At 34.4% G+C, this 25,999-nt stretch carries 23 protein-coding genes; 13 read left to right on the forward strand and 10 right to left on the reverse strand.

What is annotated here, in order from left to right; genetic code table 11:
- Positions 1-90: 90 nt before the first annotated feature.
- On the reverse strand, positions 91-2,415 hold the full coding sequence (locus FT993_RS10745) for an ATP-dependent helicase (protein WP_147862551.1): 2,325 nt from the start codon (positions 2,413-2,415) through the stop codon (positions 91-93).
- 150 nt (positions 2,416-2,565) lie between these two features.
- Between FT993_RS10745 and FT993_RS10750 the strand changes: the two genes are divergently transcribed.
- Both FT993_RS10750 and FT993_RS10755 read left to right on the forward strand, forming a co-directional pair.
- Positions 2,566-4,170, forward strand: coding sequence for an FMN-binding glutamate synthase family protein (locus FT993_RS10750; RefSeq protein ID WP_147862552.1), 1,605 nt, complete (start codon positions 2,566-2,568; stop codon positions 4,168-4,170).
- A 2-nt stretch (positions 4,171-4,172) separates the two neighbouring features.
- Complete coding sequence (locus FT993_RS10755; protein ID WP_147862553.1) at positions 4,173-4,691, forward strand: hypothetical protein; 519 nt, start codon at positions 4,173-4,175, stop codon at positions 4,689-4,691.
- 27 nt (positions 4,692-4,718) lie between these two features.
- Here the strand turns inward: FT993_RS10755 and FT993_RS10760 are convergent, their stop codons facing one another.
- Entirely contained in the window at positions 4,719-5,624 is a 906-nt protein-coding gene (locus FT993_RS10760) for a patatin family protein (protein WP_147862554.1), read from the reverse strand.
- A complete protein-coding gene (locus FT993_RS10765; protein ID WP_147862555.1) occupies positions 5,624-7,708 on the reverse strand; it encodes a M1 family aminopeptidase in 2,085 nt (694 codons plus the stop codon). Before FT993_RS10765 ends, FT993_RS10760 begins: the two co-directional genes overlap by 1 nt.
- Positions 7,709-7,812: 104 nt before the next feature.
- Here FT993_RS10765 and recG point away from each other — a divergent pair, with 104 nt between their 5' ends.
- From recG to FT993_RS10785, 4 genes are all read left to right on the forward strand, one after another.
- Positions 7,813-9,918, forward strand: coding sequence for an ATP-dependent DNA helicase RecG (gene recG, locus FT993_RS10770; RefSeq protein WP_147862556.1), 2,106 nt, complete (start codon positions 7,813-7,815; stop codon positions 9,916-9,918).
- 107 nt (positions 9,919-10,025) lie between these two features.
- Positions 10,026-12,446 carry a phenylalanine--tRNA ligase subunit beta gene (gene pheT, locus FT993_RS10775; RefSeq protein WP_147862557.1) on the forward strand — a complete coding sequence of 807 codons (2,421 nt, stop codon included), beginning with the start codon at positions 10,026-10,028 and terminating at the stop codon, positions 12,444-12,446.
- A 183-nt stretch (positions 12,447-12,629) separates the two neighbouring features.
- Complete coding sequence (gene lysA, locus FT993_RS10780; RefSeq protein WP_147862558.1) at positions 12,630-13,844, forward strand: diaminopimelate decarboxylase; 1,215 nt, start codon at positions 12,630-12,632, stop codon at positions 13,842-13,844.
- A gap of 25 nt (positions 13,845-13,869) precedes the next feature.
- On the forward strand, positions 13,870-14,094 hold the full coding sequence (locus FT993_RS10785) for a DUF2007 domain-containing protein (protein WP_147862559.1): 225 nt from the start codon (positions 13,870-13,872) through the stop codon (positions 14,092-14,094).
- A gap of 35 nt (positions 14,095-14,129) precedes the next feature.
- On the opposite strand, the gene FT993_RS10790 is transcribed toward FT993_RS10785, so the two are convergent.
- Positions 14,130-14,957, reverse strand: a complete 828-nt coding sequence (locus FT993_RS10790; protein WP_147862560.1) for a M48 family metallopeptidase — start codon at positions 14,955-14,957, stop codon at positions 14,130-14,132.
- A gap of 134 nt (positions 14,958-15,091) precedes the next feature.
- On the opposite strand from FT993_RS10790, the gene msrB reads away from it, so the two are divergent.
- From msrB to lpdA, 3 genes are all read left to right on the forward strand, one after another.
- Positions 15,092-15,601 (forward strand): peptide-methionine (R)-S-oxide reductase MsrB, encoded by a 510-nt coding sequence (gene msrB, locus FT993_RS10795; RefSeq protein WP_370450895.1) that lies wholly within the window; start codon positions 15,092-15,094, stop codon positions 15,599-15,601.
- Entirely contained in the window at positions 15,598-16,125 is a 528-nt protein-coding gene (locus tag FT993_RS10800; protein WP_147862561.1) for a collagen-like protein, read from the forward strand. Before msrB ends, FT993_RS10800 begins: the two co-directional genes overlap by 4 nt.
- A gap of 114 nt (positions 16,126-16,239) precedes the next feature.
- Entirely contained in the window at positions 16,240-17,628 is a 1,389-nt protein-coding gene (lpdA, locus tag FT993_RS10805) for a dihydrolipoyl dehydrogenase (RefSeq protein ID WP_147862562.1), read from the forward strand.
- A 71-nt stretch (positions 17,629-17,699) separates the two neighbouring features.
- Here the strand turns inward: lpdA and FT993_RS10810 are convergent, their stop codons facing one another.
- The 4 genes from FT993_RS10810 to FT993_RS10825 all read right to left on the reverse strand — a co-directional run bounded on the left by FT993_RS10810 (position 17,700) and on the right by FT993_RS10825 (position 20,020).
- Positions 17,700-18,245: a hypothetical protein gene (locus FT993_RS10810; RefSeq protein ID WP_147862563.1), complete on the reverse strand. Its 546-nt coding sequence runs from the start codon at positions 18,243-18,245 to the stop codon at positions 17,700-17,702.
- A 129-nt stretch (positions 18,246-18,374) separates the two neighbouring features.
- Positions 18,375-19,112: a diphthine--ammonia ligase gene (locus tag FT993_RS10815; protein WP_147862564.1), complete on the reverse strand. Its 738-nt coding sequence runs from the start codon at positions 19,110-19,112 to the stop codon at positions 18,375-18,377.
- Positions 19,099-19,524 carry a type II 3-dehydroquinate dehydratase gene (gene aroQ / locus FT993_RS10820; RefSeq protein WP_147862565.1) on the reverse strand — a complete coding sequence of 142 codons (426 nt, stop codon included), beginning with the start codon at positions 19,522-19,524 and terminating at the stop codon, positions 19,099-19,101. The genes FT993_RS10815 and aroQ overlap by 14 nt, the downstream gene beginning before the upstream one ends.
- A 10-nt stretch (positions 19,525-19,534) precedes the next feature.
- Positions 19,535-20,020: an outer membrane beta-barrel protein gene (locus FT993_RS10825; protein WP_147862566.1), complete on the reverse strand. Its 486-nt coding sequence runs from the start codon at positions 20,018-20,020 to the stop codon at positions 19,535-19,537.
- A gap of 329 nt (positions 20,021-20,349) precedes the next feature.
- Here FT993_RS10825 and FT993_RS10830 point away from each other — a divergent pair, with 329 nt between their 5' ends.
- The gene (locus FT993_RS10830; RefSeq protein WP_147862567.1) at positions 20,350-20,940 is read left to right on the forward strand and encodes a porin family protein; all 591 of its coding nucleotides are present in this window, start codon (positions 20,350-20,352) and stop codon (positions 20,938-20,940) included.
- A gap of 68 nt (positions 20,941-21,008) precedes the next feature.
- On the opposite strand, the gene FT993_RS10835 is transcribed toward FT993_RS10830, so the two are convergent.
- A complete protein-coding gene (locus tag FT993_RS10835) occupies positions 21,009-21,629 on the reverse strand; it encodes a porin family protein (protein ID WP_147862568.1) in 621 nt (206 codons plus the stop codon).
- Positions 21,630-21,746: 117 nt separating this feature from the next.
- Between FT993_RS10835 and xerD the strand changes: the two genes are divergently transcribed.
- The gene (gene xerD, locus FT993_RS10840) at positions 21,747-22,649 is read left to right on the forward strand and encodes a site-specific tyrosine recombinase XerD (protein ID WP_147862569.1); all 903 of its coding nucleotides are present in this window, start codon (positions 21,747-21,749) and stop codon (positions 22,647-22,649) included.
- A gap of 103 nt (positions 22,650-22,752) precedes the next feature.
- Positions 22,753-22,899 carry an aldo/keto reductase gene (locus FT993_RS12520; RefSeq protein WP_255504479.1) on the forward strand — a complete coding sequence of 49 codons (147 nt, stop codon included), beginning with the start codon at positions 22,753-22,755 and terminating at the stop codon, positions 22,897-22,899.
- A 426-nt stretch (positions 22,900-23,325) separates the two neighbouring features.
- Here FT993_RS12520 and FT993_RS10850 read toward each other — a convergent pair whose 3' ends face one another.
- Positions 23,326-24,783 carry an aminoacyl-histidine dipeptidase gene (locus tag FT993_RS10850; protein ID WP_147862570.1) on the reverse strand — a complete coding sequence of 486 codons (1,458 nt, stop codon included), beginning with the start codon at positions 24,781-24,783 and terminating at the stop codon, positions 23,326-23,328.
- 100 nt (positions 24,784-24,883) lie between these two features.
- On the opposite strand from FT993_RS10850, the gene FT993_RS10855 reads away from it, so the two are divergent.
- Positions 24,884-25,963, forward strand: a complete 1,080-nt coding sequence (locus FT993_RS10855) for a DUF3810 domain-containing protein (protein WP_255504480.1) — start codon at positions 24,884-24,886, stop codon at positions 25,961-25,963.
- The last annotated feature ends 36 nt before the right edge of the window (positions 25,964-25,999 follow it).

The following is a 25,999-nucleotide window of genomic DNA, read 5'->3' on the forward strand; positions in this document are numbered from 1 at the left end:
TTAATCAAAATAAGATTTTTAGTCTGTTTGAAGTATTATATTTTTTTAAAATTTAAAAAACTCTATATTGTTTTAGAAAATAATTAACACCTAATCTAAAACCTTAAGCTTGGCAAAGCGAAGTAATAATTTTTTGAGTCCTCCATTTTCAAAATTTATCTCTGCTTTTTTATCTTGACCACCCCCTTCTAATCCTACTACCTTGCCCCGCCCAAAACGTAAGTGTTCGACCAATGTACCTACTTCTAATTGAAGTACTTCTTTATCAATTCTTGCAGCGCTCTGGCTATTTTGAGGTCTTATTTTTCTTAATTTTCGAAGTTGCTCTTCACTAGGCTTATGAGCAGGAGGGGGAACTCCTGGAGTTGGCTTATTTTGCCTTAATTTACTTTTATCGACCTCACCGAACAAATCAGGATTTACAAATGAATTACCTCTTAGTTCATCGGGTGGCATAAGATATTCTTTATATTGCTCGTCGATTTCTTCTATAAAACGGCTAGGTTCGGCATCTATAAGTTTTCCCCACCGATAACGAGACAGCGTGTAGGTTAAATAAGCTTTTTTCTCTGCCCTAGTTAAAGCCACATAAAATAACCTTCGCTCTTCTTCAAGTTCAGATCGCGTATTCATACTCATCCCTGAAGGGAATAGATCTTCTTCTAAACCTACAATATAAACATATGGGAACTCCAAGCCCTTTGCTAAATGGATGGTCATTAGCGCTACTTTATTTTCATCGTCTGTTGCATTATCCAAGTCGGTAGCTAGGGCGACATCTTCAAGAAATTCAGAAATATTACCCGTAGCATCAGCGAGTTCTTTCTGTTCTTCGACAAAATCTTTTAACCCATTAAGCAATTCTTCAACGTTTTCAATACGCGCAACTCCCTCTGGCGTCCCGTCTTTTTTTAGTTCTTGAACCAATCCCGTTTTTTTAGCTACCATTTCGGTAAGCACAAAAGCATCAGAATTTTTTGCTGTAACCTGAAAACTCTTTATCATCGTAGCAAATTGGGTTAATTTACCTCTTGTGCGGGAGTTGATTCCGGTATTGAGTTCGTGTAAATGCTCAATGATTTGAAATATAGATTTATCATATGAGTTTGCTGCTAGAATTAAACGATCTAGAGTAGTCGCCCCAATACCCCTAGCGGGATAATTGATAATTCTTTTTAAGGCCTCTTCGTCATTCGGGTTCACTATAACCCTTAGATAAGCCAAAACGTCTTTGATTTCTTTTCTTTGATAAAATGAAGTTCCTCCGTAAATACGGTAAGGAATATCGCGCTTTCTTAACGCATCTTCTATAGCTCTACTTTGTGCGTTGGTTCTGTAAAGTACGGCAAAGTCGCCATTACTCAGGTGGTTATTCATTCTGTTTTCAAATATAGAGCTAGCAACAAATCGACCCTCTTCCCCATCGTTTAGAAGTCGGTTGACTTGAATTTTAGGACCATCATCATTATCAGTCCACACCACTTTTTCTAGCTTTACTTTATTTTTGTCTATTACCGAGTTGGCTGCATTGACTATATTTTTAGTAGAGCGGTAATTTTGTTCTAAGCGATAGGTTCTAACGTCTTCATAATCTTTTTGAAAATTCAAGATGTTATTGATATTAGCTCCACGAAAGGCATATATACTTTGAGCGTCATCGCCCACAACGCAAATATTTTGAAATTTATCACTCAACGCCCTAACGATTAGATACTGCGAATGATTGGTATCTTGGTACTCATCAACTAAAATATACCTAAACCTATCTTGATATTTAGCTAAAACACGAGGAAAACGAGTTAATAATTCATTAGTTTTGAGCAAGAGGTCGTCAAAATCCATTGCTCCGGCCTTAAAACATCTCTTTACATACTCATCATAAATTTCGCCTAGTCGTGGCCTTTTCGCCATAGCATCGGCTTCTTGCAAATCGGGATTGGCATAATATGCTTTAACAGTAATTAAACTGTTTTTAAAAGAAGAAATTCTAGAAAATACTTGCTTGTACTTATAAATGTCTTTATCTAAGTTCTTCTCTTTAATTATAGTTCTAATTAATCTTTGGGAATCTTCGGAATCATAGATTGTAAAATTAGAAGGGTACCCCAGCTTATCGGCTTCAATACGGAGCAAACGAGCAAAGATAGAGTGAAATGTACCCATCCATAAATTTTTAGCTTCACTTGCACCTACAATTTTCGCAATTCGAGCCTTCATTTCTCTAGCTGCCTTGTTAGTAAAAGTAAGAGCAAGAATATTAAAAGGGTCTACCCCTTGTTGCATAAGGTGTGCTATTCTAAATGTAAGTACACGAGTTTTTCCAGATCCAGCACCAGCAATAACAATCATTGCTCCGTCTTTTTGTAAAACAGGAGCTCTTTGCGCTTCATTAAGTCCTTCTATAAATTTATTCACAATGCATTTTTTTTGAGGCGTGAATTTATCAAAAAATTAAAAATTAAACTCATAAATGTTCTAGAGATATTAAAATAAAAACTTTTTAGTTTACCGAATAAATTAAATACCTTAGTCCAAAAAATAAAATTTTGCTTTAATTCAAATTTAATGGATGCTATTCTAGATTTTTTAGGTAACCTTGCCTGGTGGCAATGGCTTCTTGTTGTTGTGCTTATAGTTGCGATAAGAGATTTGTTTTTTAATAAAAAGCATATTATCACACGGAATTTTCCCGTGGTCGGACACTTCAGATATATGTTAGAAAGTATTGGTCCCGAGCTTCGTCAATATATTGTAGCAAACAACCGTGAAGAATTGCCTTTTGATAGGATTCAACGCGGTTGGATTTACGCTTCGGCGAAAAATCAGAATAATTACGAGGGTTTTGGAAGTGATCGTGACATTTACGCAACTAATTATATTTTTATCAATAATGCGATGATGCCCTACCGATTGCCCGAGAACCATCCAAATGTAAAGGACCCTTATTTTTTACCATGTGCTAAAGTAATGGGACTTTCGAAAAATCGAAGAAGACCTTATAGGCCTGCTTCGGCAATCAATGTTTCTGCTATGAGTTTTGGAAGTTTATCGGCTAAAGCTATTGAATCTCTAAACCGAGGGGTAAAAATGGCCAATGCTTTTCACAACACAGGGGAAGGTGGTGTATCCCCATACCATAAAAAAGGCGGCGATTTAATGCTACAGATAGGAACGGGTTATTTCGGAATTCGTGACGATGAAGGAAATTTTAGTATGGATAAACTCGTTAAACTGTGCGAAGACAACCCTCAAATTAGGGCAATAGAAATTAAACTATCACAAGGAGCTAAACCCGGTAAAGGAGGTGTTTTACCAGCTTCTAAAATTACCAAAGAGATTTCAGAAATTAGACATGTCCCCTTAAATAAGGATGTTATCTCACCCCCATATCATTCGGCTTTCACCGATGTTCCTTCAATGGTTGATTTCATCGAAGACATTGCAGACAAAACAGGCCTACCAGTTGGTGTAAAAGCCGCAATTGGTAAAACTAAAGGTTGGAAGCAATTGGCTGAATTGATGAAAGAAACAGGAAAAGGACCAGATTTTATAAGTATTGATGGCGGTGAAGGAGGTACAGGTGCTGCACCTCCTAGTTTTGCCGATCACGTTGCTGTGCCTTGGGCCTATGGATTTAAAAGTGTGTATAGAATATTTAAAGATTATGATCTCACCAAAGATATTTTCTTTATAGGTAGTGGTAAATTAGGTTTTCCCTCCTCGGCTATTATGGCTTTTGCCATGGGAGCAGATTGTATAAACGTTGCTCGCGAAGCTATGATTAGTATAGGGTGTATACAGGCCCAATCCTGTCATAACAACACCTGTCCTACTGGTATTGCTACACAAAACAAATGGTTGCAACGAGGTATTGATGTAAAAGACAAAGCCAAACGAAATCTTTTTTATTTTAAAAACTTTAGAAAAGAAGTTTTAGAAATTACACACGCTTGTGGATATGAGCACCCTTGTGAGTTTACTATGGATGATGTAAACATTAACCTTAGCGATCAAGATTTTACAAAGACACTAGCCGATGCTTACGAATACCATAAAACTAAGGTTGATTTTAAGGGTATGGAGGCAATTCAAAATTGCCCTTACTTAGGCGGAAATTATCAAAAAGAAAAATCTGAAGAAGACGTTAAAAAAGACACTGTACGATATTAATTATGGAAGAAAACTTAATACAATTAGCCTTTTATCTTTTACCAGCAATTTTAGTTGCCTTAATTAATTATTATTTCTTTAACAGCTATTTTAGGGCTGAAAGTAAAAAACAATTATTTGAAATACGCAAACAAAACAGCAAACAAACCTTACCCGTAAGACTACAGGCTTTAGAGCGTTTAACACTTTTGTTAGAGCGCATAGACCCAGGAAGTTTACTCATTAGAATAAAACCAACTAGTGAAGACAAAAATGAATATGAAAATTTACTCATACAGCACATAGAACAGGAATTTGAACACAATATCTCGCAACAGATTTATGTAAGTGAAGGTTGCTGGAATGCGATTAGAGCTACCAAAAACGCAACCATTGCCCTTATTCGAAAAACCAATATGAGCGAGAGTGTTGACTCTCCCACTAAGTTAAGAGAAATTATTTTATCTGAAATGATGGAAAAAAGTTCACCTAGTCAAACTGGTTTGGCCTACATTAAACAAGAAGTTAAGGGGCTTTGGTAAGCCATTAAATTTTAAAACAAAAAATTTTTATCGTAGCTCATTCTCATCTGAATGGGCTGCTTTTTTTTGTGCATATAAATAACCTTGCTGCCACCATTCTGACATTAGTTTTTTATCAAAAATTAATGAGTTTTCTGTTAATTTACTAGGCGTGTAATAAAGATTTAAGGTGACATTATTATTTATGGCTGCTAACTTTCCTTCAATTATATTACTGCGTTCGACTTGATCGAGCATAAATCCGAAAAGGTTTACCATAAGCGAGAAAGGGTTGTTCCCCAGTACTTTATTATGCTCCATATTTTCAGATTCTAGCACAATTGCATCAATTTCTGTAGCACCACGCCGTATTGCTTCACGAATAGGCACTAGTGAACCAAAACCTCCATCGGCATACTCACAACCATTTTTCTTCACCAAACTCATAAATGGCGTGTAGTTGCAAGAAATCCAGATCCATTCGCAAAATTCATCATAGTTAAAATTTTTAATTGATTTATATTCCACCTTGTTTTTGGTAAGGTTTGAAACGGTAACTACTACATCGGTTACACTTTCTTTAATCAATCGAAATTCTTCTGGTGTGATTTTTTGACGTATGAGTTTGTGTAGATTTTTACTTTCTCCAAACGTACGTTTATTTTTTATGAACTGAATTAGCGTATTAATGAAGTTAATGCCTACATACTCTCTATTCTCTTTTTTCTTAATGGTAAAAGGATTAATACTAAAAATACTAGATTGCGTGACCTGTGTATAAGTATTGTACAGCTTATCTAGTTTACCGATAGCTAAGTGAGGAATTAATAAACTACCCGTAGATGAACCAACAAAAATAGAATATTTCTTATTTTGTGTACGAATTAAAAATTCAGCTACACCACCTGCATAGGCGCCTTTACTACCCCCACCCGAGATAACCAATGCCTTCATTAATCTAAAATTGTTTTTAAAAATTGTTTATTTCTAAATTCTACTTGTTGGCTTAGAGCATTTATCTGTTTTTTTAACGCTCCATTTTTTGCTAATTCTTTAATCATATTACGTGCAAAGCTATAAAAACGGTAATTATAATGCTGAGTAGCTTTTATTAAATTGAGTAAGCTTTCATCTGACCATAAATTAATTTGCCTTATTATAGAAAAGGCACTTCTTCTAATACTAATATCATAAATAGCATTGGTATACTGATTCAATTCTTGAAAAATTACCGTTTTATTTTCCGGTTTATAAGCGGGAGTTGCCAAATGCAACCCAAGCCAAAGGTGGCGTAAACTTTTATTGTAAAAACCTTGCTTATCTTTTAATAGCTCTAGGTAATTTGCTCGGTTGCTCTGAAAATTGATCCATAAATTTAAAAGAGCCGCTTCTTGTGTAGTATATGATTTCTCGTGTAATAATTGCTCATATTCTTTTTTCAAAGTGGACGGAATTTTATCAATATGCAGTGCTACACTCTGTTTTACCAGTAAAGATTCGCTTTTAAGCGCCATTTTAAGTAAAGCAACCACTACGGGTGAATGGATATTTTCTAAACTCAATTGAATTACTGCCTCTTGACCCAAATAATCGTTTACAGGAGCGCTTAATGCATCCTTTAAATCTTCAACTTTCTGCTCAAGTGGTAGTTCTCTTAATGCATTTAACGCTAAATATTTTTGCATAAATTCAATGGTGCTTAAAAGTCTCATTGCCTCATAAGAAGGAAATGTATTTGCTAATAGCCACTTTTTCTCAAACCCACTTAAATCCTTGCCTGAGATTTCTTCGGCTACTTTTATAAAATCTTCGGTTCTTACATTCTGGTAAGCATATTTTTCTAAAAAACTTTTCACTATCTTTTTAAAAACTGACTCGCCTAATTTATTTTCTAAAAAAAATAGCGCCCACGCTCCCTTTTGGTAATAGGTGAGTGAGCTCGCTTTTGTATTTAGAAGCGCTTCTCCTCTACCCGATTCACTCGCTTCAGATAATCGTTCGGCGGTTTGGTACATAGAATAAAAGAAATAATTGTCCCCAAATATTTCTCGCTCTGCTTTCAACGCATAATAGGTAGCAAACCCCTCATGAAGCCAATGATGGGTTGAGCTGGTTTCGGTAATTAAATTGCCAAACCATTGATGAGCCAATTCATGAGCATTTACATTGACATAATTTTGATCGATAAAACCTATTGAGTCGGTTAAAAATTGTTCTGAAAAAACGGTGGCTCCTGTATTTTCCATTCCGGCATATAAAAAGTCTTTAACAGGTACTTGTTTGTAATTTTGCCAAGGATAAGCTACCCCAATACTTGACTCTAAAAAATCGAATATTTCTTTGGTATATCGGTATGTAGGCTCAACCAACTTATGATACCTGGGGGCAAAATACAAGTATATAGGTACACCCGATTTACTCTGAATTTTTTCAAAATCAAATCTCCCTAAAGCAACCATTACAAGGTAACTGCTCATCGGTTTTTGCATATCATACGTCCAGCGCGACACCTTTTCAAAAACACTCTTGCTTATCAATTTTCCGTTACTAATTAAAGTATACTCTCGAGGTGCCTCAAAACTTAGATCAAACTCTATTTTATCGTTCATGTCATCTAAACTAGGTAACCAATGAGAGGTATATTTGCCTTGTCCTTGCGAAAAAACTTGAGCTTTTTCTGGGATATCCCAGTTATTAAAATATAAAGTTTGTTGGGGTTTTGCCAGATATTTAAATTGAATAGAATATAAACTATCTGCTTTAAAATCATTATAAAACCATATTTTTTCAGATGTAGTTTTTACTGATATTTTCGAGGTTTTCAAAACTACTTCTTCCATATTTTTAGCATCTAAAAAGATAGAATCGCATGCTTGATTTAGCATAAATTGAAGTTCTACCTCACCTACAACCTGCTTTTTAACGGGTTTAATTTTTAAAAAAGCATTTATATTTTTAATATCTAAATGCGGCTGATTTTGGGCATAAATCAATTCCGTAAAGAAAAGAGGAAGAAGCAACAAATAAATCTTTTTCATAAAAGCGTTTTGGTGTTGAAAAATACAAAATTAATTGGTTTAAATTAACCTATTTTAAGGGCATTGTAGTTGCGAAAACTTTTTACAAAAACTATCTTAGCCTTATGAATTCATCTTATTTATTAACTCCAATAGATTACCTCAAAGGAATTGGTCCAAATCGGGCTAAACTATTAAAGGAAGAACTGGGTATTTATACGTATTCAGATTTATTGAATTTCTTTCCTAACCGGTATATTGACAGAATTAAATATTACAAAATAAACGAGCTACAAAGAAATGATGCAGAAGTGCAAATTGTAGGTAAAATAACGCATTTAAAGACTATTGACCATGGTAAAACCAAACGCTTGGTTGCTAGTTTTACAGACAATACCGGTAGCCTAGAATTGGTTTGGTTTAAGGGCATTAAATGGATAAGAGAATCGCTAAAATTAAACACAGCATATGTTATATTTGGTAAAATTAATTGGTTCAACGGGCAATTTTCTATACCCCATCCAGACCTTAAAAGCCTTGAAGAACAGAAAAAAAGTCTAAGTGGCTTGATGCAGCCCATTTACCCTAGTACAGAAAAATTAAGTAAGCGTGGCGTGAGTAATAAGGTTATTTCTAAAGCCATAGAGAATCTAATTAAGTTATCTTACAAGCAATTTTCTGAAACTTTACCCGATTACCTTCTAAAAGAGCTAAATATGATGCCTAAGGCAAAGGCCCTTTTATATATACACTTTCCAAAAAACGCTGAGTTATTAGCTCAAGCAAAATATAGACTAAAATTTGAAGAGTTATTTTATGTACAACTGCAACTCATACTAAAGAATAAAATAAGAAAACAAAAGATTAAAGGCTATGACTTCACAAAAGTAGGTAGCCTATTTACAGAGTTTTATGAGCAACATTTACCCTTTACACTAACTAACGCTCAAAAACGAGTAGTAAAAGAGATTAGAAACGATATGGGCACTGGTGCTCAAATGAATAGACTTTTACAAGGTGATGTTGGTTCTGGAAAAACAATGGTAGCTTTTTTATCTTCTTTATTGGCTTTAGATAATGATTTTCAAGCTTGTATAATGGCGCCAACAGAAATTCTAGCCACTCAGCATTATCAGGGGTTACTAGAACTTTGCGCACCTATGAATATAGAAATAGAGTTGTTAACTGGATCAACTAAGAAAAAAGACCGCAAAAAAATTCATGAAAGTCTGGAGTCTGGAGAGCTTAAAATACTTATTGGTACTCATGCACTTTTGGAGGATAAGGTGATTTTTAAAAATTTGGGCTTAGCTATTATTGATGAACAGCACCGATTTGGAGTTGCTCAACGTGCAAAATTATGGACCAAAAATCAATTACCACCTCACATTTTGGTCATGACCGCTACGCCAATACCAAGAACCCTTGCTATGAGTCTTTATGGCGATTTAGATATCTCTATAATTGATGAACTTCCACCCGGTAGAAAGCCTATCACAACAGTTCATCGTTATGATAATAATAGGTTAAAAGTATTTCATTTTCTCAAAAAAGAAATTAAAAAAGGTAGACAAGTTTATATTGTTTACCCATTGATTCAAGAAAGTGAACATATGGATTATAAAGACTTGATGGATGGATATGAAAGTATTGCTAGAGATTTTCCTATGCCAGAATATCAAATTTCGGTGGTTCACGGTCAAATGAAACCAGCTGACAAGGAGTTTGAGATGAATCGTTTTGTAAAAGGAGAAACCCAAATTATGGTAGCCACAACAGTTATAGAAGTGGGTGTTAACGTACCCAATGCAAGTGTAATGGTGATTGAAAGTGCAGAGCGCTTTGGCTTATCGCAGCTACACCAGTTAAGAGGACGGGTGGGCCGTGGCGCAGAACAAAGCTTTTGTATTTTAATTACAGGGCAAAAACTATCTAATGATAGCAAAACCAGGTTAGAAGCAATGACTCAAACTAACGACGGTTTTAAACTATCTGAAGTTGATTTAAAACTGCGTGGACCTGGAGATTTAATGGGCACCCAACAAAGTGGTATACTACAAATGAAAATTGCAGATATTGTTCAAGATCAAGATATTTTACAACAAGTCCGTCAATGGGCAAAGAAAATTATTGAAAAAGATGCTCGATTAGAACTCACTGAACATACCCGGGTAAAAAACACCTATTTGAATATTACCAAAAACAAAAAAAATTGGAAATATATCAGTTAAACAATAATTTATAATATTGTATAATTCTACCGAAGCCAATGTATTTTTAAAGCTTTAATGAGAAAATAAATTTTATATTTGCTCCCCATAAAACAAGATGATTACCTATGAAAATTTCATATAACTGGATTAAAGAATTTATTAAAACAGATTGGAGTGCAGAAAAAATGGAGGTTTTACTTACAGACCTAGGTCTTGAGGTAGAAGGTATTGATTATTATGAGTCTGTAAAAGGCGGTTTAGAAGGAATTGTAGTAGGCGAAGTCATTTCTTGTATCCAGCATCCCAACGCCGATAAATTAAAGCTTACCCAAGTTAATATCGGTGAAAAGGAAAACTTACAAATTGTTTGTGGTGCCCCTAATGTTGCCGCAGGTCAAAAGGTGCCAGTGGCTACCATTGGGACCCAATTGTATGATGATAAAGGAGAGGCTTGGAAAATAAAGAAAGGTAAAATAAGAGGTGAACATAGCTTTGGAATGATATGCGCCGAAGATGAATTAGGATTAGGACAAAGTCATGAAGGGATTTTAGTGCTAGATAGTAAATTAAAACCAGGCACACCTTTAAATCAGGTTTTTGAAATAACCTATGATAAGGTTTTTGAGATTGGCCTTACCCCTAATCGCGCTGATGCTATGAGTCATTTTGGTGTCGCAAGAGATATAAAAGCTGGTTTGCTAAGACACGACATCAACGGTTCGCTAAATACACCCTCGGTAAGCAGTTTTTACGTAGAGAAACGTAGTCACCGCGTACAAATTGAAGTTCAAGATTATCAATTAACTCCTCGTTATTGCGGTATTACCCTTTCTGATGTTGAAGTAAAAGCATCTCCCACATGGATACAAGACAAATTAAAAGCAATAGGAATCACACCGAAAAACAATATTGTTGATGCCACCAATTATGTAATGCATGAGCTTGGTCAACCCCTTCACGCTTTTGATGCTAAAGCTATTAAAGGTAAAAAGATTGAGGTTAAAACGCTTGCTGCGAAAACAAAATTTACGACGCTAGATGGTGTAGAGCGTGAGCTTCACGAAGAAGATCTTATGATTTGTGACGCAGACGGCCCTATTTGTATGGCAGGGATTATGGGAGGTTTAAATTCTGGGGTAACTGAAAAAACTACTACCATATTTTTAGAAAGCGCGTACTTTAATCCGGTAAGCGTGAGAAAATCAGCTAAAAGACATGCTATAAACACTGATGCTTCGTTTCGATTTGAGCGCGGTGTAGATCCTCACATTACAGAATATGCCTTAAAACGAGCAGCGCTCTTAATTCAAGAAATTGCAGGAGGCTTTGTTTCTAGTGATTTAGATGATATATACCCAAAAAAAATAAATGATTTTCAAGTATTTTTAACGTTTAAAAAAATAAACTCCTTAGTAGGGCAAGAATTAGATCCTAGCATAATCAAGTCTATTTTGGCATCTTTAGATATTCGCGTCAATAACGTTACAGAAACCGGTTTAGGCCTTACAATTCCTGCCTATCGTGTAGACGTGCAAAGAGAGGTTGATGTAATTGAAGAAATTTTAAGGGTTTATGGGTATAACAATATTGAATTTAGCGAAAAACTAAATGCAACCATAGCCAACACTAACCGATATGAAGATTTTAAAATACAAAATCTTATCGCTCAACAATTAGTGGCCCAAGGTTATCATGAAATGATGGCCAATTCACTAACCAAAGATTATACCGCTCTAAATAAAGATCTGGTAAAAGAAGAAAATGTAGAAATCCTAAATCCACTAAGTCAAGAACTAAGTGTAATGCGCCAATCTATGCTATTTAGCGGATTGGAAGCTATCGCCTATAATATAAATCGACAGAATACCGATCTTAAATTTTTTGAATTCGGGAAGATTTATCAAAATAAAAAAGGATACAAAGAAAATAAGCAATTACAACTAATTGTTACAGGAAACAGAAAAGAAGATAATTGGGTTGAGACAACGAAACCAACCGATTTCTTCTACTTAAAGGGTATAGTAGAGTGCTTATTGTCTCGACTAAACATAACCAAATTCAATACTACCCCTACTGATTCTAATGATCTATCAGAAGGATTAACTTATAGTATAAAGAATATCAAATTTGTAAGTTTTGGAGTTGTTAAAAAGTCAATTTTAAGAGAATTTGATATAGAACAAGAGGTACTAACGGCTAGTTTTAATTGGGATGCGATAATAGAATTAATTAGCAAAACAAATGTTAAGTATGAACCTATTCCTAAATATCCTTCTTCAAGAAGAGATTTTGCCCTTTTGGTGGATGAATCTGTAAAATTCAAGCAAATTTACGAGCTGGCTTTAAAAACGGAGAAAAAATGTTTGCAGTCTGTTGATTTATTTGATGTTTATCAAGGAAAAGAATTACCAGAAAACAAAAAGAGTTATGCAGTAAGTTTTACTTTTTTAGATAAAAATAAAACTTTGACTGATAAACAAATAGATAAAGTAATGAATAAATTACAAAGACAACTGGCTAAAGAACTTGACGCCCAGTTGAGATAAAAAGAACTGAATTAATTAGCTTAATACCCCAATATTAGTGCTTTTTAAAAATAAAAAATCTTAATTTTTATAAGAATAAACACCATTTCTTATACCCTTTAATATTATTAAATTTTAAAAAAGACCACTTTTTTGCGGTTTAGGCTTTGATTGAAATAAAATCTAGTTTATACCCCAATAAAAATGAAAAATTCACATTTAATCAAGGCAGCCGAGAGGTTTGGCACTCCCCTTTATGTTTATGATACGCAAAAGATTCAGCAACAATTTTACCGCCTAAAAAATGCCTTCAATTCTATTGAACGATTAGAAATTAGGTATGCTGTAAAAGCATTATCCAATTTAAATATTCTCAACATTTTAAAGAAATGTGGGAGCGGATTAGATACCGTATCCATAGAAGAGATTAAATTAGGGTTACACGCAGGATTTGATCCGAAAAAGATTATTTTCACGCCAAATGGAGTATGTTTTACAGAGTTAGAAGAAGCCGTAAGGCTAGGCGTTCAGATAAATATTGACAATTTAAATGTATTAGAAAAATTTGGAAATATCTATCCCGAAGTACCGGTTTGTTTACGTATAAATCCACATATTATGGCTGGCGGAAACACTAATATCTCTGTAGGCCATATAGACTCTAAATTTGGAATTTCTATCCACCAATTACCGCATATTTTACGCATAGTTGCCAATACTAAAATGAATATAAACGGGCTCCATATGCACACGGGTAGCGATATTTTAGATATTGGAGTGTTTCTTCGAGCAGCCGAAATCTTATTTGATACCGCCAGACATTTTAAAAATTTATCATTTCTTGATTTTGGTAGTGGTTTCAAGGTGGCTTACGGACCAAATGATATAGAAACAGATATTGAAAACTTAGGAGAACAGCTAAGCAAACGATTTATGGATTTCTGTGAGTCTTATGGCAAAAAACTTGCCCTTACTTTTGAACCTGGAAAGTTTTTGGTAAGCGAGGCAGGTTATTTTGTTGTAAAAACCAATGCAATTAAACAAACCACTTCGACCGTTTTTGCTCAAGTTGATTCTGGCTTTAATCACTTAATTAGACCGATGCTTTATGGAGCAAAACACGAAATTATAAATATCTCTCAACCCAAGAACCACAAACGCTTTTATTCGGTTGTAGGATATATCTGTGAGACGGACACTTTTGCTAATAACCAACAAATAAGTGAAATCAACGAAGGTGATTATCTAGCCTTTAAGAATGCTGGAGCTTATTGCTTTTCAATGGCAAGTAATTATAATTCTAGATTAAGGCCAGCCGAAGTGATGCTTTATAAAGAAGAGCTTTTCCTTATACGTGAAAGAGAAAAATTTGAGGATTTAATCGATAAACAACTTTTACAACCATTGCCAGAATCATAAAATTATTGTATTTTACAAATAAAAAATGGACACAATCTTAACTTTGATATATACTGGAAGCGATGTCAACATTCAATATATACAGAATATTCTGGAAAAAGCTGGCATCAATAGTATTAAAAAAAATAATTATGAATCTGGATTAAGAGCTGGTTTCTATGGCGGCGATATTAATCAGGTACAACTATTTGTCCCAAAGGCCCACGAGTCAGAGGCAAAAAAGATTGTTCGAGCTACTTTTCCTGAATAAAAAAAACCTTCTGAAGCTTCAGAAGGTTTTTTTATCTATCTTTTAAATGTGGTGACTCCAAATTTTTTGGCTTCAGCCATAGCTTCATCGGCCCATACCTCAAGATTATTAATTCTCGTATCGTTAGAAGGGTGAGTTGATAAAATCTCTGGAGGAGCTTGTCCGCCTTGAGCCTTCATGCGTCGCCACAAATCGGCTGCTTCGTGAGGATCATAACCTGCTACAGCCATCAATGTAAGTCCTATTTTATCAGCTTCTGTTTCGTGACTCCTACTATAAGGTAACATTAAACCTACTTGTGTACCTATACCATAAGCTTGATTAAGTAAAGCAGCATTTTCTTCGCTTACACCCGCTGCTTGAGATCCAACGGCGGTAGCCACAGCGCCTAATTGTTGTAATTGGCTCGCACTCATACGCTGTTGACCATGATTGGCTAAAGCATGTGCTACTTCGTGGCCCATTACTACAGCCAAACCTGCCTCGCTTTTAGTTATGGGTAAAATTCCTGTGTAAACCACTATTTTACCTCCTGGCATACACCAAGCATTTACTTGATCATCTTTAACCAAATTATACTCCCATTGGTAACCTTCTAGATATCCTTGATAACCATTGGCATTCAGCCAACGTTGCGCAGCGGTAGCAATTTTTTGTCCAACTGTTTTAACCATCCTAGATTCTGAGGTATTGTTAACAACCTGATTTTCTTGTAAAAACTGGTCGTATTGTTGAAAGGCCATTGGTAAAATTTGTGCATTAGGCACTAACGCCAATGTTTTTTTTCCCGTAAACGGATTTTGGCTACAGCCACTCAAAATCAGAAAAATAAAACTTAAAAAAATTACAAATTTGTTTTTCATGGTAATTTAAATTTTGTTCCAATATAGAAAAATATGACAATATTCGTTTTTCCTTTATTAATGTTTTAACAATAAATACTCCATAAGAGTATGTATAAAACGGCACGAAACTTGTTTCTTCTAAAAGAAAAAATATGAAAAATTTAATTTTTATCGGGTTTACAATATTATTTGTAAGTTGTACTTCTCAAGCCCAAAAACAAAATGAAAATAATAAAATTGATAAAAAAATCATGAATAAAGAGGTAAATTATTCAGTACAAAAAACTGAAAAGGAATGGCAATCTATTTTGACGCCAGAAGAATATCGAATTTTGCGACAAAAAGGAACAGAAAGACCGCATACAGGAGAGTATAATTTGCATTTTGAATCTGGTGAATACCATTGCAAAGCCTGTGATGCTTTATTGTTTGAAAGTGACACTAAATTTGACGCTCATTGTGGTTGGCCTAGTTTTGACAAAGCCATTGAGGGAAGTATAGAATATAAAAAAGACACCTCTTTAGGAATGATAAGAACTGAAATACTGTGTGCTTCTTGCGGCAGTCATTTAGGTCATGTTTTTGATGATGGCCCTACCCAAACGGGAAAAAGATATTGCGTAAACTCAATAAGTATAAATTTTAAAGAAGAAGAAGAATGAAAAAATTACTATTATTATTAGCCTTTCCTATTTTATGGAGTTGCGAAGGCGATCGAGGACCTATGGGTCCACCAGGCATAGACGGAACCAATATTCTAGGGCAAACCTTTGAGTATGAAAACGTAGACTTTAATTATGATTTCAATGCTAATCTTTTTACACGTATACTGGATATACCGCCAGAAATTATTGTAGAGCCGTCTGATGCTATACTGGTTTATCGTTTAGAAGTGCAAAATGTTAACGGAAATAGTGTTGAAACGTGGAGTCTTATCCCACAAAATTTTTTTTTACCAGAGGGGACTATTCAATATGTTTACAACCACACCGATTTAGATGTTGAATTGCTAATAGATGGTAATTTTGATTTAAGTAACCTTGATTTTGGTTTTACAGATAATCAAGTTTTTCGCTTTGTTGTATTACCTTCAGACTTTGCAAAAGACCCTAAAAAAGATCTATCAACTTATGATCTATTAACTCGTGCACTCGAATCTGAAAAGCTAAGTCTGAAAGAGTTTTAGGTGAGGCATAAAAAAAATCCCTATAACATGTGGTAGATATTAAAGTCTACTCTTTTGGTTATGGGGATTATTGTTTAAATTCGCAGCACATTACTACAGATAAAAAACAATACTATGAGTAAATATGATGTCATTGTACTTGGAAGCGGTCCGGGTGGATATGTTACCGCAATTAGAGCTTCTCAATTAGGCTTTAAAACCGCTGTAATAGAAAAAGAAAGTCTAGGAGGGGTTTGCCTTAACTGGGGTTGTATCCCTACAAAAGCACTGCTTAAAAGTGCCGAGGTTTTTAACTATTTAAAGCATGCAGAAGATTATGGTTTAAAAGTTAAAGAAGCCGATAAAGATTTTGATGCCGTGGTAAAAAGAAGCCGTGATGTGGCCAACGGGATGAGTAAGGGTGTTCAATTTTTAATGAAAAAGAATAAAATTGATGTCATTGAAGGTTTCGGAAAGTTATTGAAAGGTAAAAAAGTAGAGGTTGCGAAAGATGACCAAACTAAAACCTACGAAGCAGATCATATTATTGTTGCTACGGGTGCAAGATCTAGAGAATTACCAAACCTACCGCAAGACGGTGAAAAAGTAATTGGATACCGCCAAGCTATGACCTTAAAAAAGCAACCTAAAAAAATGATTGTAGTAGGTTCTGGTGCTATAGGTGTTGAATTTGCCCATTTCTATAATGCCATGGGAACCGAGGTTACTATTGTAGAATATTTACCAAATCTTGTACCAGTTGAAGATATTGATGTTTCAAAGCAATTTGAAAAATCATTCAAGAAATCAGGTATAAAGGTTATGACCAATGCTTCTGTTGAGAAAGTAGATACCTCTGGAGAAGGTGTAAAAGCTACAGTTAAAACCAAAAAAGGAGAAGAAATTTTAGAAGCAGATATCGTTTTAAGTGCCGTAGGAATTAAAACGAACATTGAAAATATAGGATTGGAAGAAGTTGGTATTCAAGTCGATAAAGATAAAATTCAGGTAAATGAATGGTACCAAACAAATGTTCCGGGTTATTATGCTATTGGTGATGTTACTCCAGGCCAAGCTTTAGCTCACGTAGCTTCCGCTGAAGGAATTCTTTGTGTTGAAAAAATAAAAGGAATGAAGGTTGAAGCCTTAGATTACGGCAATATTCCTGGCTGTACTTATGCTTCACCCGAAATTGCCAGCGTAGGATTAACTGAAAAGCAAGCAAAAGAACAAGGTTACGAAATTAAGGTGGGTAAATTCCCTTTCTCTGCCTCAGGAAAAGCTAGCGCTTCAGGTAAGAAAGATGGTTTTGTAAAAGTGATTTATGATGCTAAATATGGCGAATGGTTGGGTTGCCATATGATTGGTGCTGGTGTTACCGATATGATTGCCGAAGCTGTATTGGGTAGAAAATTAGAAACTACCGGGCACGAAGTTTTAAAGGCCGTTCACCCTCACCCTACTATGAGTGAAGCGGTAATGGAGGCTACAGCAGATGCTTATGATGAAGTTATTCATTTATAATCTAGGTTTATAAAGAAAAAAAGCCGAGAAGTTTAAAACTTCTCGGCTTTTTTTGATTCACTTATTTTAAACTATAAAGATGGGTTTACTTTAGCATCAAATTCCATATCTAAAGTAACCGTAATATTATTTGCATCTTCTGTACTTGTAAATTGTACAATTAATTTTAAATCTTCGGAGCTTATATATTCGTCTAAATAAGCATCTGTGGTATTTAAACTAATTCGCTCGACTCCCTTTGGCACATTATCTAAACTGGCCACCTGCATAATATCCAGTCCATCTTTACGAACGCTCAAAGTCACAGAGTCTACAAAATCAAAATTATTCTGGTCATCGGCGCTAACCAAAACAATATCGATATCGTCGAGTTCTATTTCTTCAACTTGATTTATAGCCTCATCTGTTCCTAGCTCTTTTTCTAACTCTGCACGCAGATTAATGCTAGTTTCAATTGGGAAGTTGAATGCATTAATTGGTAAATAGTCAACTGTTTTATTAACACTTACTGGGATATCATTAATGGTTCTAATTCTATCTATTACATCGTCATCGCTGCAAGCGCTAAAAAATAAGCTAAAGATTAAAAGGGGTAGAAATAAAAGTTTGTTTCGCATAATATTTTTGTTTTTAAATTATGAACAAATATGGTTAATACAAAACTTAATTTTTTTAAAAGCCTTCTTAAAACTTTCTTATAATAACGATTGGTATTCTAAAATAATAAAGTAAACTTTTAAGTTAAGTTATGAATCAATTTGTTTTAATTCTTGAAACCAAAATTGATTATCCCAAAAGCTTTGGTTTTTAAAGCAATCGTCTTTATCGTTACGTTTACTAGGCTGATAGCTTTGCATGATTTTATCTCCTAATTCAAAGGGTAGAGGAAATTTAAAATTGGGTCCGTCATAAACAAAAGTATGGAACTCCCCATTTTCTCCACAAGGATCAACTTCTTTTGGTAGATTGTTTAGAAATTCCCTGTCATAAATTCTACCGCAAAAAGAAGCATCTAACTTTTTAGCACTTACTGCTATTACTATTGCTTTAAATCCTAAATCGATAAAATAATTGGCTAGGTTTTGTGTGTCTTCTTCCCATAGCGGAAAAATCGGTTCAACCCCTAATGGTCGATATTGTTTTTCTCTATACTCTTTTAAATCTTTTAATGCGATATCTCCAAAAACACTCGCTGTGAATCCTTCCGCTTTAAGCGAAGTAACTTTTTTTTTAACCGCTGCATTATAGGTGGTCATTGAAACATCTCCTTTTAAGCTAAGAAAATCTAAAGGTAAACCAAGGGATTTAGCTTGCTCTTCTACCAATGAGATAGGTACACCGTGCATGGTTACCCGATTTAGGTCTGCGTTATAGGTTGTTAGTAAAAGGTTAACGCTTAAGGATTTAGACTGTTGTAGTTTATAAAGAGCTAAGCAGGCATCTTTACCTGAGCTCCAATTTAAATAAGCTTTAGTTGTTTTCATGCTTTAAATAGTATATCGCCATAGCATAGCCTCTAAGTCCGAAGCCAGACAAGCTGGCCTTACAAACCGGGCTTAAATAAGAATGGTGACGAAAAGATTCGCGCGCATAAATATTTGAAATATGCACCTCGACAACTGGTGTTTGTATGGCCTTTACAGTGTCTGCCAATGCGATAGAGGTATGCGAATAGGCAGCTGCGTTGAGAATAATAGCATCTACCTTTTCTGCTGCAATTTGCAATGCATCAATTAAATCACCTTCGTAATTAGATTGAAGATAATCAATATTTATCTCTTTAAATTCTTGACGTAATTTATCTAAATAATTCTCGAAATTTGAAGTTCCGTAAATCTGAGGTTCACGTGTTCCCAGTAAATTTAAATTGGGTCCGTTTATGATAAGAATTTTCATTTTATTCGATTTATAAGTCTAGAGATAAGCCTATCATTAAACTATTAAAATCGCTTGACTGAAAGGTTTCACTGTTTTTTGCAATTTTAAAACCATAATCTAAGCTCACTGTAAAATCTTTTAAAAGTTTCAAGCCTGCTCCTATACTTAAATCTAAGCCCAATCTATCTTTAAAATCACTGTTAGGTATATCAAAAATGTAAGTAGCTTGCGGACCCGCTTGCACATTTAAATTTGATAATAAATAATATTTTAAAACAACAGGAAAATAGAGTAAATTATTGTCGCTAACATTTCCGTATAGCAAACTGGGTTTTAAAGCAAAACTATTACTTAAGGGTGCCTCAATATACAAACCTGCGTAGAACCCTTTTTCATCTTTATTGTTGCTTTCAACGTTTAAATAACCTCCTGTAATTCCAGCTTGCATTGATTGCGCATAAGAAATGCTTAGCCCAGCCATAAAAACTAATAAAGCTAAAAATAATTTCTTCATTTTAGATTAATTTAAATTTTAAGCGAATGTACAAAAGAAATTGTAATCTTTTTCTGTAAGCCTTTATTTATTAAGCTTTGCAGTCTAAGCCTATACAAAGTTTATCAAGTTTTTTTATAGTTTAATTTTTTGTTAAATTTCATATTCCTAAAATCTCTTAAAAAAATCAATTTTTGATAATTGTTACGCTCCAAAATTTCCTTTCATCCCCAAAAACATAAATTTTTAAATCAATTAGCCTTTAATTTGAATTAAATGAACACAATTTCTATAAATAAAATTTAAAATATGGTGTTTAACTTTGCGCTAAATTTAAAACTACACAAAAGATGAAAAAGTTTATTTTTAGCGCAATGGCAGTATTTAGCTTGACTTTTGCTCAAGCTCAAGAAACTGGAGAAAATCCAGGATTTAATTCTGGAGACATGTTTATTTCTGGTTCTGTAGGTTACAGCACCACAAAAAATCCAGATGACTCTAAAACCAGTAATTTTAATATTATCCCACGTTTTGGATATTTTGTAAATGACTTCTTTGCAGTAGGTGCACAATTGGGGTATAGTAAAAGTACCGCAGAAGATGCAAGAGGTCGTGATACCGTAGATAATTCTACTTTTGAAGTAGGAGTATTTGGTAGATATTATCTTTTACCTGGTAAACGTTTTACCCCTTATGGTGAATTAAATTTGGGATATGGGCACACCAAAGATATTTTTGACAATAAAGTAAACGGTTTAAATGTTGGGGTTATGCCTGGTGTTAGTTACTTTTTATCAAGCAACTTTGCTATTGAGGCAAGTGTTGGAATCCTAGGTTATAGTTCGGCTAAACCGGATAGTGATGGAGCCGAAGCTACCAAACGTTTTGATTTTGGTATTGATACAAATGATATAAATTTTGGACTTATTTATAAGTTTTAAAAAATTTAAGCCATTAAAAAAAGCGATTGAGTAACTCAATCGCTTTTTTTTCATTCTATAAATTCATATTATTTAAAAGTATACCCAATACCGAATTGCAAAACAGAGTTGTGTACATCTACATCTTTTATAATTTCACTAAACCCGTAGTTATAGCGCCCACTTATAAAAAATCCGTTATCAAAAGCATACTCAAGACCAGCTGCTAAACTAATGTCAATATCTTCTGGTTCTAAAGCTCCATCAAGATCAATGTCGCCACCGTCGCTATTAGGTTTATAATCTATTTCGTTATTTACTAAGAAACCAATTTGTGGTCCTGCACTTACGCTTAAACCTTCAACCAAATATATTTTTGCAAGAAGAGGAATTTGAATATAATCTAATTGCACTTCGATATTTTCATCATTATCTAAAAAATTATCTTGATCTACACGAACTGCATCAAAACCTTGACCAGAGTATAACACTTCACCTTGTACAGAAAAGCGCTCAGAAAAAGGAACTTCTGCTACAAAACCAGCATTAAAACTCGTTCTAGAATCTGGGCTATCAAAATCATCTCCAGTTACTGTAGCCAGGTTTACTCCCCCTTTTACACCTAATTTAACCAAATCTGAATTGGCTTGAGCTTGAGCGCCAAAAATTCCTGCTGCTGCAACTATGGCAGTTAAAACTAATTTTTTCATAATTTATTTTTTAAAGATTTATAGCAAACTTACAGCGCAGTATCTTAAAGATATATTAAGTACTCACTAAAGTTTCCCTAATATCTAAAATACCCATTAAATGTTTATTTTTACGGTATGAAATCTGGCCAACTCATTCAAAACTACAAGACTTACCTCAAGTTAGAACGCGGTTTATCCTATAATTCTATCATTAATTATGAGTTAGATATTGTTAAATTAACCAAATTTTTAGAACAAGATAATTTATCGGAATCACTCGTTGAGGTTAAAAATACCACCATTCATAGTTTTTTATTTGAGTTAAACAAAGTTGTTAATGCACGTTCTCAAGCCCGTATAATTTCTGGATTAAAGAGCTTTTTTGAATTTTTGGTGCACGAAAATTATCGAACAGATAACCCGATGGAATTAGTAGAAACACCTAAGATTGGTCGAAGATTACCCGACACACTGAGTGTTCAAGAAATAGATGCTATTATTTCTGCCATTGATCTGAGTCATCCACAGGGTGAACGGAATCGCACTATTTTAGAGACCTTATATGGTTGCGGTCTGCGAGTTTCTGAGCTAATAAACCTCAAGTTATCAGATTTATTTTTTGAAGAAGGTTTTATAAGAGTTACAGGAAAAGGTAACAAACAACGTTTGGTTCCAGTAACAGAAAGTCTTATTACCTACATAATTTACTACATAAAAGAAATAAGAGTTTTAGATCCGGTAAAAGAAGAAAGCGTTGACATATTGTTTTTAAACAGAAGAGGCAGGCAGCTTACCCGAGCTATGATATTTACCCTCGTTAAAAATTTCTGCAAACTTGCTGGCATCAAAAAAAATATAAGTCCGCATACCTTTAGACATTCTTTTGCCACTCACCTTCTTGAAAATGGCGCAGATCTTCGCAGCATCCAGCAAATGTTAGGCCACGAAAGCATTACCACTACAGAGGTATATATGCATTTAGATAGATCACATTTAAAAACCGTAATGGAAAATTATCATCCACGAACTAAATATTAAACTTAACTTTTTTACTTTGCCTTTACGGACTAGTTCTTACCTTTAAAATAAAAATGATTATCTTTCTTTAAAAGAAGCTCCTATAATCAAAACTTGGGAAGCTATGTTTGAGGCAAAAAAGCAAGGCCTGGTTAAACATATTGGGGTTTCAAATTTTAGTATAAAGAAATTAAAAGATTTACTGGATAAAACAGAGGTTTATCCCGGAAATGAATCAAGTAGAACTCCACCCCTATTTATAACAAAATGAATTACATAAATTTTGTACAGAAAATAATATTTTATTGATGGCATACTCACCTTTATGAAGTCAAAACCGAATACCAGAAATAAAGGCCGAAAACGAACCTTCCCTATTAGAGAACGAAACTACCCTCTCAATAGCTGACCAGCAACGAGCAAATGCCGCACAGGTATTGATTAATTAACCTGTACAACGAGGAAATGCAGTTATACTCAAGTCTACCAATGTTAAGCGGTTAAAAGAGAATTTAAATAGCGTAACTATAAATTTAGACCACGAAGACTTAGAAAAAATTAAAAATTAAGACAATCACTATCGATACGTTAATGGTGAATTTTTTGTAACTACAGGCAATCCTTATAGTAATATCTACGGCGAAAAATTTTTACAAAAAAAAGCTTAGCGAAATGCTAAGCTTTTTTTAATTAGTTTTTATTTTTTTGGTATTTCTTTTAATGCTTCTAATAAAAATTTCCAAAATTTCTGTGTAGATGAAATACTCGCCCGCTCATCAGGTGAATGTGCACCTCTTATTGTAGGCCCAAAAGAAACCATGTCCATTTTTGGATAGTGGCTACCTATGATTCCACATTCTAATCCTGCGTGACATGCGGCTACATTGGCTTCTTCGCCATTCTGCCTTACATATAATTCTGCAAGATTTTTCACCATTTGCGAATTTGGATTAGGGGCCCAACCCGGATAATCCCCACTTAAATCCACCTTAAAACCGCCTAATTCAAAACTAGCTTTTAAGCCAGACACCAAATTATGCTTCGAAGATTCAACAGAAGAACGCGTCAAGCAGAGTATTTTAATTTTACCGGCACTTAAACTTACCTTAGCGATATTATTTGAAGTTTCAACCAAACCTTCAACGGCAGGACTCATTCTAAACACTCCATTATGTGCCGCGGCTAAACTATTTAATACCAATTTTTGATCGGCAACAGCCATTACTTCTTTAATGCTTTCGATCTCTTCAAATTGTATATTTAATTCTTCCTCTAATCCATTATATTCGGCCTTGATGGCCTGTGCAATATCATTAAAGCTTGCTTTAAATGCGTCTAATTGATCATTGGCTACAACTACCTTTGCAACACTTTCTCTAGGAATAGCATTTCTAAGGCCACCCCCTTGAATCTGGGCAACACGAAGTCCATTTTCTTGAGTAGCCAATAAAATTCTATTCATTAATTTATTAGCATTTCCTAAGCCTTTAATGATATCCATACCCGAATGACCTCCATTTAAACCATTCACAATAATTTTAAAAGTTGTAGAATCTGCTGGCGAATTTTCTTGATCATAATTTCGCGTAGCAGTAAGATCTATACCACCGGCACACCCAATACCAATTTCATCATCTTCTTCGGTATCTAGATTAAGTAAAATAGTGCCTTCGAGAATACTGTCATCTAATTCTTTTGCTCCCGTCATTCCGGTTTCTTCATCAATGGTAAATAAAGCCTCAATTGCCGGATGCTCGATGGTATCGCTTTCAAGAATAGCCATAATAGTTGCTACTCCTAAGCCATTATCGGCTCCTAGGGTAGTTCCTTTTGCCTTCACCCAGTCTCCTTCAACGTACATTTCTATTCCTTGCGTATCAAAATCAAACTCGGTGTCGTTATTTTTTTGATGAACCATATCAAGGTGAGACTGCAATACAATAGTTTGTCTGTCCTCATATCCTGGTGTAGCTGGCTTTTTTATCACTACATTTCCAATTTTATCAACTTGTGTTGGTAAATTTAATTTTTCACCAAAAGCTTTCATAAAGGCAATCACCCTTTCCTCTTTTTTTGAAGGCCTTGGGACAGCATTCAAATCGGCAAAATTATTCCAAATCGCTTTAGGTTCTAAATTTCTTATTTCTTCGTTCATGCTCTGTATTTTTATATATTTCACAAAGGTATTGTTTCTGTAAGAAGAATAAAAATATACCCGTTTTTATTGGTTTTTCTTTACATTTGAAATAAAAAATTTGAAAAGAAAAGTTCTCATTGCTTTTGCAATTTTCTTACCCATTCAAATTATGTTATTGCAGTTGTTAAAAACACAACCACAATGGGTAGAACAATATTACAGTCAAGGTATTTATCCTTATCTCGCCAGTTTACTTCGTTTGGCTTTTGGTTTTATACCCTTTTCTGTAGGTGATGTTTTATATGGGGTGCTTATTTTTATCAGTCTTCGCTGGATTTATAAGCGTATTAAAAATAAATTTCGTGCATTTAGCAAATGGGCAGTAGAGTTATTAGCTTTCTTTTCTATCCTAATATTTTTTTTCCATTTATTTTGGGGATATAATTTTTATAGGCAACCTTTGCACCACAGCCTTCAGCTTAAAGCAGATTATAATTTACCCGAATTAAAAAATTATACCGAGCATTTAATTGAAAAAACAAATGAACTTCAGTTACAACTCACCCAAAATGAAAACGAACCAGTAGTATTTTATTTTCATAAATTTGAGGTTGGGCGATTAATGACAGAAGGCTACCAGCATTTGGCCAAAACCAATGCAAATTTCATTTATGAAAATCCCAGTATAAAGCCCTCATTACTAAGTATTCCCTTAAGCTATATGGGGTTTAATGGTTATTTAAATCCATTAACTAACGAGGCGCAAGTTAATATGCAAATACCTTTATTTAAGCTACCCACCACTACCAGTCATGAGATGGGCCATCAAATTGGGTATGCTAAAGAAAATGAGGCTAATTTTATGGCTTGCAAAGTAAGTATGAATCATAACAATACTGCCATACGTTATGCTGGTTATGCTTTTGCTTTGCAATATTGCTTAGGCGATCTTATGCAAAAAGACCCCTGTCAAGCCGATAATTTAATTGGTTTGCTTAATGCTGGTGTACTCCAAAATTACCGAGATGTAAGTGATTTCTGGCAGGCGCATAAAAATCCGTTGGAACCACTTTTTAAGTCATTTTATAATCAATTTTTAAAAGCCAACAATCAACCAATGGGAATGAAAAGTTATAATTATGTCGTTGCTTTATTGGTTAATGATTTTTATCAGAATAAAACTCCTTCTACTTATTAAACCTTCGCTTGTTAAGTAAAACGATCTCGTTCCTAA

It is taken from the genome of Mesonia sp. HuA40 (genome assembly GCF_008017835.1).
GTDB lineage: Bacteria > Bacteroidota > Bacteroidia > Flavobacteriales > Flavobacteriaceae > Mesonia.

What these genes read in the sequence shown, in the direction of transcription:
- FT993_RS10755 (WP_147862553.1), top strand. Translation starts at nt 4,173, where the DNA reads ATGGAAGAAAACTTAATACAATTAGCCTTTTATCTTTTACCAGCAATT.
- lpdA (WP_147862562.1), top strand. Translation starts at nt 16,240, where the DNA reads ATGAGTAAATATGATGTCATTGTACTTGGAAGCGGTCCGGGTGGATAT.
- FT993_RS10800 (WP_147862561.1), top strand. Translation starts at nt 15,598, where the DNA reads ATGAAAAAATTACTATTATTATTAGCCTTTCCTATTTTATGGAGTTGC.
- FT993_RS10825 (WP_147862566.1), bottom strand. Translation starts at nt 20,020, where the DNA reads ATGAAGAAATTATTTTTAGCTTTATTAGTTTTTATGGCTGGGCTAAGC.
- pheT (WP_147862557.1), top strand. Translation starts at nt 10,026, where the DNA reads ATGAAAATTTCATATAACTGGATTAAAGAATTTATTAAAACAGATTGG.
- recG (WP_147862556.1), top strand. Translation starts at nt 7,813, where the DNA reads ATGAATTCATCTTATTTATTAACTCCAATAGATTACCTCAAAGGAATT.
- FT993_RS10750 (WP_147862552.1), top strand. Translation starts at nt 2,566, where the DNA reads ATGGATGCTATTCTAGATTTTTTAGGTAACCTTGCCTGGTGGCAATGG.
- FT993_RS10760 (WP_147862554.1), bottom strand. Translation starts at nt 5,624, where the DNA reads ATGAAGGCATTGGTTATCTCGGGTGGGGGTAGTAAAGGCGCCTATGCA.
- FT993_RS10785 (WP_147862559.1), top strand. Translation starts at nt 13,870, where the DNA reads ATGGACACAATCTTAACTTTGATATATACTGGAAGCGATGTCAACATT.
- FT993_RS10790 (WP_147862560.1), bottom strand. Translation starts at nt 14,957, where the DNA reads ATGAAAAACAAATTTGTAATTTTTTTAAGTTTTATTTTTCTGATTTTG.
- FT993_RS12520 (WP_255504479.1), top strand. Translation starts at nt 22,753, where the DNA reads ATGTTTGAGGCAAAAAAGCAAGGCCTGGTTAAACATATTGGGGTTTCA.
- FT993_RS10810 (WP_147862563.1), bottom strand. Translation starts at nt 18,245, where the DNA reads ATGCGAAACAAACTTTTATTTCTACCCCTTTTAATCTTTAGCTTATTT.
- lysA (WP_147862558.1), top strand. Translation starts at nt 12,630, where the DNA reads ATGAAAAATTCACATTTAATCAAGGCAGCCGAGAGGTTTGGCACTCCC.
- FT993_RS10765 (WP_147862555.1), bottom strand. Translation starts at nt 7,708, where the DNA reads ATGAAAAAGATTTATTTGTTGCTTCTTCCTCTTTTCTTTACGGAATTG.
- FT993_RS10835 (WP_147862568.1), bottom strand. Translation starts at nt 21,629, where the DNA reads ATGAAAAAATTAGTTTTAACTGCCATAGTTGCAGCAGCAGGAATTTTT.
- FT993_RS10850 (WP_147862570.1), bottom strand. Translation starts at nt 24,783, where the DNA reads ATGAACGAAGAAATAAGAAATTTAGAACCTAAAGCGATTTGGAATAAT.
- aroQ (WP_147862565.1), bottom strand. Translation starts at nt 19,524, where the DNA reads ATGAAAATTCTTATCATAAACGGACCCAATTTAAATTTACTGGGAACA.
- msrB (WP_370450895.1), top strand. Translation starts at nt 15,092, where the DNA reads ATGAAAAATTTAATTTTTATCGGGTTTACAATATTATTTGTAAGTTGT.
- FT993_RS10830 (WP_147862567.1), top strand. Translation starts at nt 20,350, where the DNA reads ATGAAAAAGTTTATTTTTAGCGCAATGGCAGTATTTAGCTTGACTTTT.
- xerD (WP_147862569.1), top strand. Translation starts at nt 21,747, where the DNA reads ATGAAATCTGGCCAACTCATTCAAAACTACAAGACTTACCTCAAGTTA.
- FT993_RS10815 (WP_147862564.1), bottom strand. Translation starts at nt 19,112, where the DNA reads ATGAAAACAACTAAAGCTTATTTAAATTGGAGCTCAGGTAAAGATGCC.